We start from the raw sequence: 12,479 nt of genomic DNA on the forward strand, positions 1-12,479 counted from the left end.
CAATTACTTAAGACACCTCTAAGCATAGTGGGGACTTTTGATGGTTTTTGTCATATTGTATACTTCAAAAAAGTGATTGTTTCTTTTAAGAATAATTAAAAAGTTCTAATTCAAGTTTTATAAAAATAGAAGGAGTCACTAAAGATCGGATGGCGTCGGTAGAAGATAAAAGCCTATTACATGGTAGCAGATAACGCATTTCCACTCCATTATCTAAAGCACAAAGGAATACAATTAGCATGTATAAAATCTAACGTGGGGACTTAAGCCATCCCAGATACGCCACCCTTCAAATTAAACAGCTTTTTCTTAAACTGTTTTTGCTTCAGAATTTCAATAGCTAATTTACTACGCGATCCGGATTTACAGTATATCACCAAATCTTTAGTAGCAGGTATTTCATCATATCTGTCGCCTAATTCATCCAATGGGATATGAAAACTGTCAAGATGAAATTCGTCTCGTTCCGCTTGAGTCCTGACATCAAGCAGATTGAATTGTGCCTGTTTTTCGTTATATTCTTTAACTGTAATTTCAACAATAGCTTTATCCAAACCACAAAAAGTTTCATATGAATCCGCTAATGATTCTATTTGAAGTTTATGATTTTTCTCAAATGTCAGTACCGATTGTTCCATCGTTAGCGCATCAAATATCAACAACTTTCCTGCAAGCACATTTCCTATACCTAAAACCATTTTTAAAACCTCATTGGCTTGTAAACTACCAATTATACCCGGCAATACGCCTAGCACACCTGTTTCAGAACAATTTAACATCGCACCGTTTTTTGGTGGTGTAGGATACAGACATCTGTAAGTCGGGCCATTGTTATAATTAAACACGGTAACCTGCCCATTATACTTAAATATAGATCCAGAAACTACAGGCTTATTCATGATTACCGCAGCATCATTAATTAAATATCTCGTGCTAAAATTATCTGTACCATCGATGATCATATCATACCCTTCAAATAATGAAATGGCATTAACCACCGACAACTTCACAGCATAAACATCAAATTGCACATTTGGATTCAATAATTTTAAACGATCAGCCGCAGTTTCAGCCTTGTTCTTCCCGATATCCATCTGAGTGAATAAAATCTGACGCTGTAAATTTGAAACCGTTACGGTATCGTTATCTACAATTCCGATTTTTCCAATTCCTCCTGCTGTGAGATATTGAAGTATAGGACAACCCAATCCGCCAGCTCCTATTACTAAAACTTTTGAGCGCTTTAATTTTAATTGGCCATCTTTTCCCACTTCGTCAAGAAGTAGGTGTCTGCTATACTGTTCAATTTCAGTCGCTGTTAATTCCATATCCATATTAAATCAAGACCCCATTTTTTCCCAATCTTTCCAAATCGCTTCATAGCCTTGTGAACGTATCATGGCTATGATAGCATCAGTATTACGTTCATCAGATATCTCAAATTGTTCTAATGACTGTTTATCTACTGTATAGCCTCCGGGATTCGTTTTAGAAGCAGCACTCATGGAGGTAATTCCCAATTTTATAATGTGATCTCTGAATTTTTCACTTTCGCGGGTTGACATAGACAATTCTACATCTTCATCCAATAAACGATATGCGCAAATAAGCTGAACAAGATCAGCATCGGTCATTTCGACTTTTGGTTGCACATTGCCTTCATGTGGGCGCAACCTTGGGAAGGAAATAGAATATTTTGTCCGCCAATAGGTTTTCTGAAGGTATTTTAAATGTAAGGCGGTATAAAAACTATCGACTCGCCAATCTTCCAAACCGAATAAGGGACCTATGCCAATCTTATGAATCCCAGCTTTCCCCAATCGATCCGGTGTCTCCAATCTATAGTAAAAATTTGATTTTTTCCCTTTAGGGTGATGTGTTTTATAAGTTTCTCTGTGATAGGTTTCTTGATACACCAAAACCGCATACAGCCCTTCATTAATCAGAGTTTCATAATCTTCTTGATCTAAAGGTTGTACTTCGATACTGATGTTAGAAAAATGTTCTCTGATTAAACTGATGGCATTTTTTAAATAAGAAACACCAACGGTGCTATTTGCTTCACCAGTGACTAAAAGAATATGATCATATCCTAAACTTTTAATGTGGGCTACTTCCTTAAGAATTTCATCATCTGAAAGTGTGCGCCTCCTGATTTTATTTGTCATGCTGAAACCACAGTAGGTACAAATATTTTGACATTCATTGGATAGGTACATGGGAAGATACATTTGGATGGTATTTCCAAAACGTTTTTTGGTAAGCTCATGACTTCGTTGTGCCATGTGTTCAATAAACGGCTTTGCGGCAGGGGAAATCAATACTTTGAAGTCTTCCAGTGTCAACTTATCCTTTGCCAACACATTTTGAACATCCTGTGATGAGAAAGAATAAATTTCCTTTTCTATGGTGCTCCACTCATAGGTATCGAATACGGTTCTAAAACTACTCATTTAAAAAGGATGTTAGAGGACTACTCGCTTCTGCATAATTTTTTATTGAAGCCAATTTCGACTGATATGCCATTCGGCCGGCCTGAACGGCCAATTTGAATGCCATACCCATTTGCACTGGATTTTGACTGACGGCAATAGCAGTATTGACCAAAACGGCATCGGCTCCCATTTCCATAGCGTAAGCCGCATGAGATGGTGCTCCAATACCTGCATCTACGATCACAGGGACATTGCTTTGCGCTATAATAATTTCTAAAAAATCCTTGGTCATGATCCCTTTATTGCTGCCTATTGGGGCTCCCAAAGGCATCACACATTGCACGCCCACATCCTCCAGACGCTTACACAACACAGGATCTGCATGCACATAAGGCATGACCACAAAACCTAATTTCACTAGCTCTTCAGCTGCCTTTAACGTTTCGATTGGGTCCGGAAGTAAATATTTCGGATCCGGATGAATCTCAAGTTTTATCCAGTGTGTGCCTAAGGCTTCTCTGGCCAACTGAGCAGCAAAAACGGCTTCTTCAGCAGTTCTTACACCCGATGTATTTGGCAACAAGTTAATGTGCTTTGCGTTGAGATGGACCAGAATATCATCAGACTTATTATCGAGTTCTACTCTTTTTAAGGCGACGGTTACCAATTCGCTTTCTGAGGCAAGGATTGCCTCTTGCATTTTTTGAGAACTGCTGAATTTACCTGTTCCTGTGAATAATCTAGAATTAAACGTTTTATCGGCTATGGTTAGTAAATCTGTCATTTTATATTGTTTGATGTCATTTCAAAGCTTTTTGCTTCAAAACTTGAGGTTCCTAAAAGCTTTTGGAATGAATAAATTTGATTGAAATCTTTTGTGATTGCCCCAGACACCGCAATACCGTACAGCCCTGTTTTTAAAATTTCAAGAACATCAGTTAATGTGATGCCGCCAATGGAGATAATGGGTGTTTCAGTTTTAAGATTCCGCAATAGTTTTTCGTAGCCCTCCACCCCTAAAATTGGACTTAAATTAGATTTGGTTTGGGTAAATCTAAAGGGTCCTAAGCCTATATAATCCACCTTTTTTTCTATCAATTCCTTACAGTCTTCAATGCTGTTTGCCGTCCCTCCAATAATTTGCCAGCTGTATAAATGCTTTTTAGCTTCCGTTGGGCATGCATCTGTTTTTCCCAGATGAACACCGTCCGATTTTACCGCTTTAGCTATTTTATAATGATCATTTATTATCAATCGGGTGTGATAATAATGGGTGATTTCTCTAGCTTTTTCTGCTGTTTTCAGAAGGATAGCTTCATCTCTGTTTTTAAGGCGCAGCTGTACCCAATCTGCTCCCGCCTTACAAGCATTCTCTATATGCTCCAAATGCTTTTCAGGACTATCACCTTGTGATATATAGTGTAATTTCGATATCATGCGATTAAATTTTTAGGGTGTGTTCCCAATAAGGATGGATGGGAAATCAAAAATTGTCCTGTATAATTCTTAGCATATCTACACGCATCTTCCACGGCGATACCTAAGCAGATATTGCTTGCCAAAGCAGCTGATAACACACATCCGCTTCCATGTTTTTCAGAAACTTTAACGAGATGGGGAAGCATAGTAATCTTCATAATTTCATTGTAGTATAATTCATCCACTCCTTTCTTATCTGCTCTATGCCCGCCTTTTAAATAGATATTGGTAAACCTACAGATGTGTTCAATAGTGTCTTCAATATTCTTTTCGGGATACAACCTTTGAATTTCATTGTAATTAGGAGTAACGAGATAGCACTGTTTCCATATGTTATCCAATAAAGTCTGCTCCTCATTTGAGTGAAAATCAAAACCGGCACTGGCTTTTAAAATGGGATCTAAAACGATCTTTATGCTAGGGTTTAATTCAACCAGTTTTTCTAAAATCATTAGCACGATGCCCCAAGATTCGACAATTCCAATTTTCACAATGCCGATTTCAAAACGATCAAACAAGATTTCAATTTGCGCCAAAATAGTCTCCACATTTATCCACGTGCAAGCTTTAAATGTGCTATCGTTTTGAATGGTGATTGCTGTGCATACCGATAGTCCGTACAGTCCATGAGCTTCAAATGTTTTTATATCTGAAGTGATTCCTGCCCCTCCACTCGGGTCATGGCCAGCAATTGTTAGTATGTATTTACGCTGACTCAAAATTGCTCTTTATTTTTCCAAAATCCTCAACAGGATTCGTGCTGTTCCAAACCCCACCTAACACGCCCACGCCTTTATAACCTAAAGTTTTAAAAGCCTTACAATTGTCGGCAGTGACCCCACCCATTCCAATTATGGTTTTATCAATCGAATTTACATCAAAACCACGCCCTTCATATCCGCTTTTCGATAGCGATGTAAACACAGGACTTAGTAAATGATAATCAAATTCAAAATCGCAGTGCAACACAGCTTCAGGCTCATGAAATGAAGAGCTGATTGTTTTCCCGTACATCTCCAAATTTTTGAAATATCTTCCTGGAATTTCCAGTTTATCCTTTCTTTCCTGTTCTTGAAAGTGAATCCCTTTTAGGTTATATTCATTGACGAGTTCGTGATAGGAATGCACTACAATTCTGTTGTGATAGATGGAATCGATTTTTTCCAAATAGGCACGATGCATTTCATAATTTTTTTTTGGTTTACGAAGATGATAGTATTCCAATCCAGCTTCAAAAAGCTGGGTTAGAATAGCTATTTCATCTTCAATATCCTTTTCGGGAGCGATAACTATAACCATAATTTACAAGTAAACTTCTGAACCTTTATCCTTAAATTCTTTTGATTTTTCCGCCATTCCAATTTGAATGACCTCATTGTCCACAATATCATTTTTAGCTGCAAAGTCACGCACTTCCTGCGATATTTTCATAGAACAGAATTTTGGTCCACACATAGAACAGAAGTGGGCCAATTTTGCGCCATCTGCCGGTAATGTTTCATCGTGATACTCGCGTGCACGCTCAGGATCCAATCCTAGGTTAAATTGATCTTCCCAACGGAATTCGAAGCGAGCTGAACTCAACGCGTTGTCCCTGTGCTGGGCTCCAGGATGACCTTTTGCCAAATCGGCAGCATGCGCCGCTATTTTATAAGTGATGACCCCTACACGTACATCTTCTTTATTAGGCAATCCTAAATGCTCTTTTGGTGTCACATAACACAACATGGCACATCCAAACCAACCAATCATGGCCGCCCCTATACCGGAAGTAATATGGTCGTATCCTGGTGCAATATCAGTGGTCAATGGTCCTAAAGTATAGAAAGGAGCCTCGTCACAAACTTCAATTTGCTTTTCCATATTTTCCTTGATCATATGCATTGGCACATGACCTGGGCCTTCAATAAAACATTGAACCTCATGTTTACGGGCAATTTTTGTTAGCTCGCCTAAAGTTTCCAACTCAGCAAATTGAGCTTCATCATTAGCATCTGCAATAGAGCCGGGACGCAACCCATCTCCAAGTGATATTGCCACATCGTACTGTTTCAGAATCTCACAAATATCCTCGAAATGAGTGTATAAAAAACTTTCTTTATGATGCGCCAGACACCATTTTGCCATAATAGACCCTCCCCTTGAAACTATTCCGGTTACACGATTGGCAGTCATAGGTACATAACGCAATAATACGCCCGCATGAATCGTAAAATAATCAACGCCCTGTTCTGCTTGCTCTATCAAGGTATCTCTAAAAATCTCCCAAGTTAAATCTTCAGCAACACCATTTACTTTCTCCAATGCTTGATAAATTGGTACAGTTCCCACCGGTACTGGAGAATTGCGAATGATCCACTCTCGGGTTTCGTGGATATTTTGACCCGTGGACAAGTCCATAATATTATCTGCGCCCCAACGACAGGCCCAAACAGCTTTTTCTACTTCCTCTTCAATGGAAGATGTTGTAGCGGAATTTCCAATATTCGCGTTTATTTTCACCAAGAAATTTCTACCCAATATCATTGGCTCAGCTTCTGGATGATTAATATTAGACGGAATAACGGCGCGCCCTCTTGCTACTTCGTCACGAACGAATTCGGCCGTAATCTTAGCAGGAATAGAGGCTCCAAAATGCTCGCCTTTATGTTGCTTTCTAATTTCGGTAATCTCATCGATGCGTTGATTCTCACGAATGGCGATATACTCCATTTCTGGAGTAATAATTCCTTTTTTGGCATAATGCAGTTGCGTTACATTTTCTCCGTTTTTGGCACGTAGAGGTTTTTTTATGGATGAAAAACGCATGTGGTCTAAACTTTTATCAGCCAAACGTTGGTTACAGTATTCTGAAGAAAAATGCTCCAATCGCTCGACATTATTTCTTTCTAAAATCCATGGCTCACGGATCCTTTCTATTCCTTTGTGCACATTAATTTCCACATTAGGATCTGTATATGGTCCGGAAGTGTCATATACGGTAATTGGTTCGTTGGGTACTTTCTTCCCAGTGAGGGTATCCTTGGTGTCACTAAGTGCTATCTCGCGCATAGCCACCCTAATTTGGGGATGTATTTGACCTTTAATGTAAATCTTTTTGGAGTTTGGAAAGGGTTGCCTTGTAACGCCCCCTTCTTTCGGTGCTGTGTCCTTGTTTTTCATGGTAGTATATGGTCTATTATTAAGATCTATTTGAAGGTGTAAAGAATTTATCCACCTTGAGTAGCTTGAATTATTAAAACTTTATCATCAGACGCTAACAGTCGAGTACCCCATAACTCCTTTAGAATAATAGAATTATTCACAGCAACAGCAATTCCGTCTTGAGGCGAGTTTAATTGATTAAGCAGTTGTAGAATATTGAAACCGCTATTGATTTTTAATGATTTCCCATTAACGCTAATTGTAATCATCATACAGTATATTTTTTAATATGCTGTAAAAATGGGAATGTAGAGAAAAACAAATGAAATGAAACTAAGCCCAAAATAGGCTTACATCATGGAAAGTATAAATACATATTTTATAAATATGCCTCAACTTTTCCCTTCGCTGGTACTAACCAGATCAGGTTCAAAGGGTTTTTCTCAGTTCTAAAGTTTTAGAACACCCCTAAAGTTTACAGTACTGTACAAACATATAAAAATATTTGAACTTCCACTGTATAGTTTTAATATTCTAGTGTGAAACTTGTGTTCGCAATAAATTGCAGGATGATTGTAGAACTTGGCAATTCTATATTAATAAACCTTAGGACCTCAAAGGTCTTCTTTTATTGCTAATCGACTAATTGTGTTTCGGTCTTGATTCTAAAACACTGTTCTTCACCAAGAAATGATGGGTCACCGTGTTTTTCTGACCAAAAGCCGTCCAATACATCCTTTGTTAGGCAACGGTATACGGCAACGCCTTTATATATCTCCAGATTTTCACCGTGATAGTTAAAATTAATCACCAAAATATTGTCTTTAAAAAATCCTGTTCCCTGTTGTACTTGGACATCGTTTATGAGCCATTTTGCGCGGATTCTATTGTGCTCGTTTAAGGATAAAGATAGAATGCCTTTGTAGGTAATTTCAGTGTCTTCTTGATTTTTACCTATTATGGAGTAGTCCCCTACTAATTCTTGTAATGTCATTGATGCTTTGTATTTTTCAATAATGATGTTATGGGTTTTCATAATAATTTTCAGCTGTGCAATGCCCGAATGCGGTTGCAAACAACTAAAATAGTTCATTGACCGAGCCTGTAGAAAATCCGCAGGATTTTACAAGTGAGCACAGACCAGGCTATAGCTTGTGCAATGTGTTGTGTATAGTATTTTTCTTCTACTTTTAAATCTTAAATTCAATATCTGTATAACCAAGAACACAATTTAAATCATTACAAGTCATATATTCTATTTCCCCAATTATTTGGAAGTTATTTTTATTTTTTACTTTAATTCTCTGTTTAAAAGTAACTTTTGTGTCAAAATATTTAACGTTCATTTTAAATATCGGGTCGTAAACGGTATGACCTTTTCCTTCGGTTGTATTTCCAATTAATTCATAATTACTGTTTTTTTCGAAAATAAATATTGTCGGACGTGGTCCATTGTCTGGAACTTTTTGTGAATATAAATGGTAATTTGTTTGAATGTTTGCGTTTATTATTAAATCGTATTCAAAATCCGAAATTTTCTTTATGTCTGTTGTCCATTTTACAGGTTCAAGGATTTGAGAGTAACTCGCAGTTGTTATTAAGAGTAGTAAATAAATTATTTTTTTCATATTATTCGTTAAATATAATTATTACTTAAATGTTATAATTTGGCAATACACGGTTATATTACACAACGTTTGTTGTACATCTTGAGCCGTGGCATGTTTCGCCACAGACCTTACATGCTGGCTTTTTCACTTACTATTCTTTCAATTTCTATAATCGATAAGTTAACTCCTAAAACAATTCCATTCTCGTCTATCAAATAATTAAATGGAATTGCTGGAATTCCGAGTTCATCATTTACTTTCTTGTCTATATCAATTAAGTTAGTCCAATTAAGATTATCCTTTTCAATGGCTTGAATCCAACTCTTTTTATTATCGTCAATAGAAACACTAACAATATCAAAATTTGTATCTTCAAATTTCTTTTTGAGTTTTATCAAATCTGGATGTTTTATTCTGCAAGGTCCACACCAAGAAGCCCAAAAGTCAACCAATATTATTTTTCCTAAAAACGATGTTATGTTAATATCATTATCTTTAGTATTTGGTAAAGAAAATTTCAAGAACGGTTTATTTACTCCGTAGTTATCTAGGTTTTTAATTCCCATTTCAAACATTTCCAAATAATCTTTATCTTGTTGAGTTGTGTCAATTTTTGCATAAAGTTCTAAAAGTTCGTTTTTTGTTAAAACAGGATTAATTGCCGCAATTTCTCCTAAAACTACTCCGCTAAATGGATGATTTTTATTTTCTTCAATAAATGTTTTAAGCTTATCGTAAAGCAAAGAATTAAAATTTTCCTTATTCTGATTAGTTTGATAAAATTCCGCATATTCCTTTTGAATTTTAGCGTAGTATGAACCTTTAACATCATTTATTTTAAGTGTATTATGATCTATTTCGTTCAGAATTTTCTTTTCAAAATCAGCTTGAATTGAAATGTTGCTGTTTTCAAGATATACCACATGTGAATATGCGGGTGGTTTTAAGTTTAACGCCCCTTGAACAGGTTTCTCGACAACGCCTCTAAATTCAAAACTATTATTTATGACTTTTACGCTATCTATTATAGTTCCATAATTCAAATATATATAGTCTGAATAATCACCATTTATTGTTCCTGTAAGAGTAAATGACTGTTTTTCTGTTGTTTCGTTTTTCGGATTTACTTTGCAACTAATAAAGGAGCAGATAATTAGAATTGTAAAAATGTTTTTCATAAGTTTTTTTTTAGCTTGCAGGCAACTATTATATAATCAACATAATGTTCATTATACTGCCAATTTAGCATTTATATAAACACATGTTCCATATTTACTTTATATTTTACTGAAAACCAGACAGATTCTCTGTTTTATTTAAATGCGTGGATATTCAATGCAAATGCGAAACTTGATTACCATCGAATTAATTCATGTTCTCTTATCCTTACTAGCCGCATCAAAACTCACCAAATTATAAAGCTCTCTCATTCTCGAGCTTACACTCTCCATAACGCTCTATGATTTTTGCTGCGTTGAGGTTTGTGGTGCAATGGGTCTTTACTCTTTTCTCTTTGAAAAGATCATATCAAGAAATTAGAATTTCGCCAAGGACATCATCAAAACAATAATCCTTGTTATTGATGAAATTTTCAATCAGTATATATCCGATGGCATTGAAGCCAAACACAATTTACGGGCAGGAATGTTATGATATTTCCTTTTATGTGGCACCAAATGTGGAAGCAACATCATCATGGTTGTGTTTGCACGGCCTATTGACGCTGAAAGAAGTAATCCTTTATTTGTCTGCTGAGCAGACACTTTGAACTCGAGGTAACCGAATAGCAGACACTTTGAATGATTTAATATCAATTTAAATGTATGCCTAAAAACAGGAAAACCATGCGAAACATAGTGTTTGCATGGTTTTGGTGCTTTTTCTTAAAGCGTCTTGTGACCTCGACTGGATTCAAACCAGTAACCTCTTGAGCCGTAATCAAGTGCGCTATTCAGTTGCGCCACGAGGCCGTTTTAAGTGGGTGCAAATATAGTAATTTTATTAAATTAGTACCAAATAATTTTTAGAAAATTCTAATTGTTTATTTTTGGACTATGATAAACCAAGAGTTTTTAGCACCATTCAAGTATCAATTTGATGAATCCATCATCAAAAGCATATCACAATACGGCATTATTAAGCATTTTAGAAAAGACGATATCATTATGGATATCGGTCAAGACCTTACGCACGTGCCGCTTTTACTAAAGGGCAACATCAAAGTATTGCGTGAGGACCTTAACGGAAGCGAGCTCCTGCTTTATGTGTTAGAATCTGGAGACACCTGCTCCATGTCCTTAACCTGCTGCATGGCTAAATCGAGCAGTAAAATTAGAGCCGTTGCCGATAAAGATTCTAGTGTTATTATGATTCCGAATGCGCAAATGACCGAATGGTTTCATACCAATGAAAGTTGGCGCAATTTCATCTTGCAGAGTTATCAGATTCGCTTTAATGAAATGCTCGAAACCATTGACACGCTAGCCTTCATGAAAATGGATGAGCGTCTTTTTAAATATCTAAATGACCACGTCAAATTGAACGCTTCTGAAACAATATCTAAAACCCATCAGGAGATTGCGGAAGATTTAAATACCTCAAGAGTGGTCATTTCGAGACTATTAAAACAACTCGAAAATGAGGGCAAAATTATTTTAAGTCGCAACAAAATTGAGGTTATCGCCTTTTAAGTAACAATTATTACAAACCAACTCGTTTGCTACCTTTACATTTGCTTAAAATAAATTAATATGGACTACATTTTACAACCTTGGCCTTGGTATGTTGCAGGCCCGATGATGGCACTTATTATGTTTACCCTTATTTACTTTGGGAAAACCTTTGGAATGTCTTCAAACCTAAGAACCTTCTGTACCATTGCTGGTGCTGGAAAAAAAGCAAAATTCTTTGATTTCGATTGGAAAGCGCAACGCTGGAATCTAACAGTGGTATTGGGTGCCGTTATTGGCGGATTTATCGCTCATTTTTTGCTTTCTGTACCAACAGATATGGATTTGAACCCTGTAACTGTTGAAAGTCTTTCGCAATACGGATTCGAAAATGTTGGAAAATCTTTGTTGCCAGCAGAACTTTATAGCTGGGATGCTGTCTTAAGTTTAAAAGGATTGTCAATATTAATTATTGGAGGATTCTTGGTTGGTTTCGGAACACGTTACGCTGGTGGCTGTACTTCTGGTCACGCCATTACTGGTTTGAGCAACTTACAAGTACCTTCATTAATTGCCGTAATTGGATTTTTCCTTGGCGGATTGATTATGATCCATTTACTATTCCCTTTAATTTTCGGTTAACATAAATTGCCCATTTTGCTCATCTCAAATTAACTGAAACCGTTATTGCAGATAGCATTGGCATTAAATCACATAAAAATACACAGATGAAATTTATAAAATTTTTATTCGTTGGAGTTGTCTTCGGAATTGTACTCGTAAAATCAGAAGCCGTTTCATGGTACCGCATCTATGAAATGTTCCGCTTCGAATCGTTTCACATGTATGGCATTATCGGATCTGCAGTAATCACTGGAGTTCTGTTGATGTTAATCACAAAAAAATTCAAGTTTAAAAATATTGAAGGTGGCTTCATGAGTGTACCTGATAAAGAAAAAGGCTTGGTACGTTATATTGTTGGAGGCACCCTTTTCGGATTGGGTTGGGCGCTATCTGGGGCTTGTCCTGGACCAATGTACATCCTCGTTGGAACCGGCGTTTTCTCAATAATCATCGTCATTTTAGCTGCTATTTTAGGTACTTACGTATACGGTGTGTTAAGAGATAAATTACCTCATTAA

General features: G+C 36.6%; 15 protein-coding genes, 1 tRNA gene and 1 riboswitch. Of the genes, 4 read left to right on the forward strand and 12 right to left on the reverse strand.

Annotated features, from left to right (window positions below; genetic code table 11):
* Positions 1-263: 263 nt before the first annotated feature.
* From Q0947_RS11015 to Q0947_RS11065, 11 genes are all read right to left on the reverse strand, one after another.
* The gene (locus Q0947_RS11015) at positions 264-1,328 is read right to left on the reverse strand and encodes a HesA/MoeB/ThiF family protein (RefSeq protein ID WP_299397166.1); all 1,065 of its coding nucleotides are present in this window, start codon (positions 1,326-1,328) and stop codon (positions 264-266) included.
* A 12-nt stretch (positions 1,329-1,340) separates the two neighbouring features.
* A complete protein-coding gene (gene thiH, locus Q0947_RS11020) occupies positions 1,341-2,453 on the reverse strand; it encodes a 2-iminoacetate synthase ThiH (protein ID WP_299397169.1) in 1,113 nt (370 codons plus the stop codon).
* On the reverse strand, positions 2,446-3,219 hold the full coding sequence (locus Q0947_RS11025; RefSeq protein WP_299397172.1) for a thiazole synthase: 774 nt from the start codon (positions 3,217-3,219) through the stop codon (positions 2,446-2,448). The genes thiH and Q0947_RS11025 overlap by 8 nt, the downstream gene beginning before the upstream one ends.
* A complete protein-coding gene (thiE, locus tag Q0947_RS11030; RefSeq protein ID WP_299397174.1) occupies positions 3,216-3,872 on the reverse strand; it encodes a thiamine phosphate synthase in 657 nt (218 codons plus the stop codon). The genes Q0947_RS11025 and thiE overlap by 4 nt, the downstream gene beginning before the upstream one ends.
* Entirely contained in the window at positions 3,869-4,633 is a 765-nt protein-coding gene (locus Q0947_RS11035) for a hydroxymethylpyrimidine/phosphomethylpyrimidine kinase (protein WP_299397177.1), read from the reverse strand. Before Q0947_RS11035 ends, thiE begins: the two co-directional genes overlap by 4 nt.
* A complete protein-coding gene (locus tag Q0947_RS11040) occupies positions 4,620-5,213 on the reverse strand; it encodes a thiamine phosphate synthase (protein ID WP_299397179.1) in 594 nt (197 codons plus the stop codon). Before Q0947_RS11040 ends, Q0947_RS11035 begins: the two co-directional genes overlap by 14 nt.
* Positions 5,214-5,216: 3 nt before the next feature.
* On the reverse strand, positions 5,217-7,076 hold the full coding sequence (thiC, locus tag Q0947_RS11045; RefSeq protein WP_299397182.1) for a phosphomethylpyrimidine synthase ThiC: 1,860 nt from the start codon (positions 7,074-7,076) through the stop codon (positions 5,217-5,219).
* Positions 7,077-7,123: 47 nt separating this feature from the next.
* Positions 7,124-7,330, reverse strand: coding sequence for a sulfur carrier protein ThiS (gene thiS / locus Q0947_RS11050; RefSeq protein WP_299397184.1), 207 nt, complete (start codon positions 7,328-7,330; stop codon positions 7,124-7,126).
* 111 nt (positions 7,331-7,441) lie between these two features.
* Positions 7,442-7,538: riboswitch (TPP riboswitch) on the reverse strand.
* A 154-nt stretch (positions 7,539-7,692) separates the two neighbouring features.
* Positions 7,693-8,151 carry a hypothetical protein gene (locus Q0947_RS11055; RefSeq protein WP_366915502.1) on the reverse strand — a complete coding sequence of 153 codons (459 nt, stop codon included), beginning with the start codon at positions 8,149-8,151 and terminating at the stop codon, positions 7,693-7,695.
* Between the two features lie 97 nt (positions 8,152-8,248).
* Entirely contained in the window at positions 8,249-8,686 is a 438-nt protein-coding gene (locus Q0947_RS11060; protein WP_299397187.1) for a protein-disulfide reductase DsbD domain-containing protein, read from the reverse strand.
* Between the two features lie 110 nt (positions 8,687-8,796).
* A complete protein-coding gene (locus tag Q0947_RS11065) occupies positions 8,797-9,846 on the reverse strand; it encodes a TlpA disulfide reductase family protein (protein ID WP_299397189.1) in 1,050 nt (349 codons plus the stop codon).
* A gap of 404 nt (positions 9,847-10,250) precedes the next feature.
* On the opposite strand from Q0947_RS11065, the gene Q0947_RS11070 reads away from it, so the two are divergent.
* Positions 10,251-10,436 (forward strand): hypothetical protein, encoded by a 186-nt coding sequence (locus Q0947_RS11070; RefSeq protein ID WP_299397192.1) that lies wholly within the window; start codon positions 10,251-10,253, stop codon positions 10,434-10,436.
* 128 nt (positions 10,437-10,564) lie between these two features.
* Here Q0947_RS11070 and Q0947_RS11075 read toward each other — a convergent pair.
* Positions 10,565-10,638 (reverse strand) — tRNA-Arg (locus Q0947_RS11075).
* An 84-nt stretch (positions 10,639-10,722) separates the two neighbouring features.
* Here Q0947_RS11075 and Q0947_RS11080 point away from each other — a divergent pair.
* From Q0947_RS11080 to Q0947_RS11090, 3 genes are all read left to right on the forward strand, one after another.
* Positions 10,723-11,358 (forward strand): Crp/Fnr family transcriptional regulator, encoded by a 636-nt coding sequence (locus Q0947_RS11080; RefSeq protein ID WP_299397194.1) that lies wholly within the window; start codon positions 10,723-10,725, stop codon positions 11,356-11,358.
* Between the two features lie 60 nt (positions 11,359-11,418).
* A complete protein-coding gene (locus Q0947_RS11085; RefSeq protein ID WP_299397197.1) occupies positions 11,419-11,979 on the forward strand; it encodes a YeeE/YedE thiosulfate transporter family protein in 561 nt (186 codons plus the stop codon).
* Positions 11,980-12,065: 86 nt separating this feature from the next.
* Positions 12,066-12,479 (forward strand): DUF6691 family protein, encoded by a 414-nt coding sequence (locus Q0947_RS11090; protein WP_299397200.1) that lies wholly within the window; start codon positions 12,066-12,068, stop codon positions 12,477-12,479.

Origin of the sequence: uncultured Gelidibacter sp. (assembly GCF_947500795.1) — a bacterium.
GTDB lineage: Bacteria > Bacteroidota > Bacteroidia > Flavobacteriales > Flavobacteriaceae > Gelidibacter.

What these genes read in the sequence shown, in the direction of transcription:
- Q0947_RS11015 (WP_299397166.1), bottom strand. Translation starts at nt 1,328, where the DNA reads ATGGAATTAACAGCGACTGAAATTGAACAGTATAGCAGACACCTACTT.
- thiH (WP_299397169.1), bottom strand. Translation starts at nt 2,453, where the DNA reads ATGAGTAGTTTTAGAACCGTATTCGATACCTATGAGTGGAGCACCATA.
- Q0947_RS11025 (WP_299397172.1), bottom strand. Translation starts at nt 3,219, where the DNA reads ATGACAGATTTACTAACCATAGCCGATAAAACGTTTAATTCTAGATTA.
- thiE (WP_299397174.1), bottom strand. Translation starts at nt 3,872, where the DNA reads ATGATATCGAAATTACACTATATATCACAAGGTGATAGTCCTGAAAAG.
- Q0947_RS11040 (WP_299397179.1), bottom strand. Translation starts at nt 5,213, where the DNA reads ATGGTTATAGTTATCGCTCCCGAAAAGGATATTGAAGATGAAATAGCT.
- thiC (WP_299397182.1), bottom strand. Translation starts at nt 7,076, where the DNA reads ATGAAAAACAAGGACACAGCACCGAAAGAAGGGGGCGTTACAAGGCAA.
- thiS (WP_299397184.1), bottom strand. Translation starts at nt 7,330, where the DNA reads ATGATGATTACAATTAGCGTTAATGGGAAATCATTAAAAATCAATAGC.
- Q0947_RS11055 (WP_366915502.1), bottom strand. Translation starts at nt 8,151, where the DNA reads ATGAACTATTTTAGTTGTTTGCAACCGCATTCGGGCATTGCACAGCTG.
- Q0947_RS11060 (WP_299397187.1), bottom strand. Translation starts at nt 8,686, where the DNA reads ATGAAAAAAATAATTTATTTACTACTCTTAATAACAACTGCGAGTTAC.
- Q0947_RS11065 (WP_299397189.1), bottom strand. Translation starts at nt 9,846, where the DNA reads ATGAAAAACATTTTTACAATTCTAATTATCTGCTCCTTTATTAGTTGC.
- Q0947_RS11070 (WP_299397192.1), top strand. Translation starts at nt 10,251, where the DNA reads ATGAAATTTTCAATCAGTATATATCCGATGGCATTGAAGCCAAACACA.
- Q0947_RS11080 (WP_299397194.1), top strand. Translation starts at nt 10,723, where the DNA reads ATGATAAACCAAGAGTTTTTAGCACCATTCAAGTATCAATTTGATGAA.
- Q0947_RS11085 (WP_299397197.1), top strand. Translation starts at nt 11,419, where the DNA reads ATGGACTACATTTTACAACCTTGGCCTTGGTATGTTGCAGGCCCGATG.
- Q0947_RS11090 (WP_299397200.1), top strand. Translation starts at nt 12,066, where the DNA reads ATGAAATTTATAAAATTTTTATTCGTTGGAGTTGTCTTCGGAATTGTA.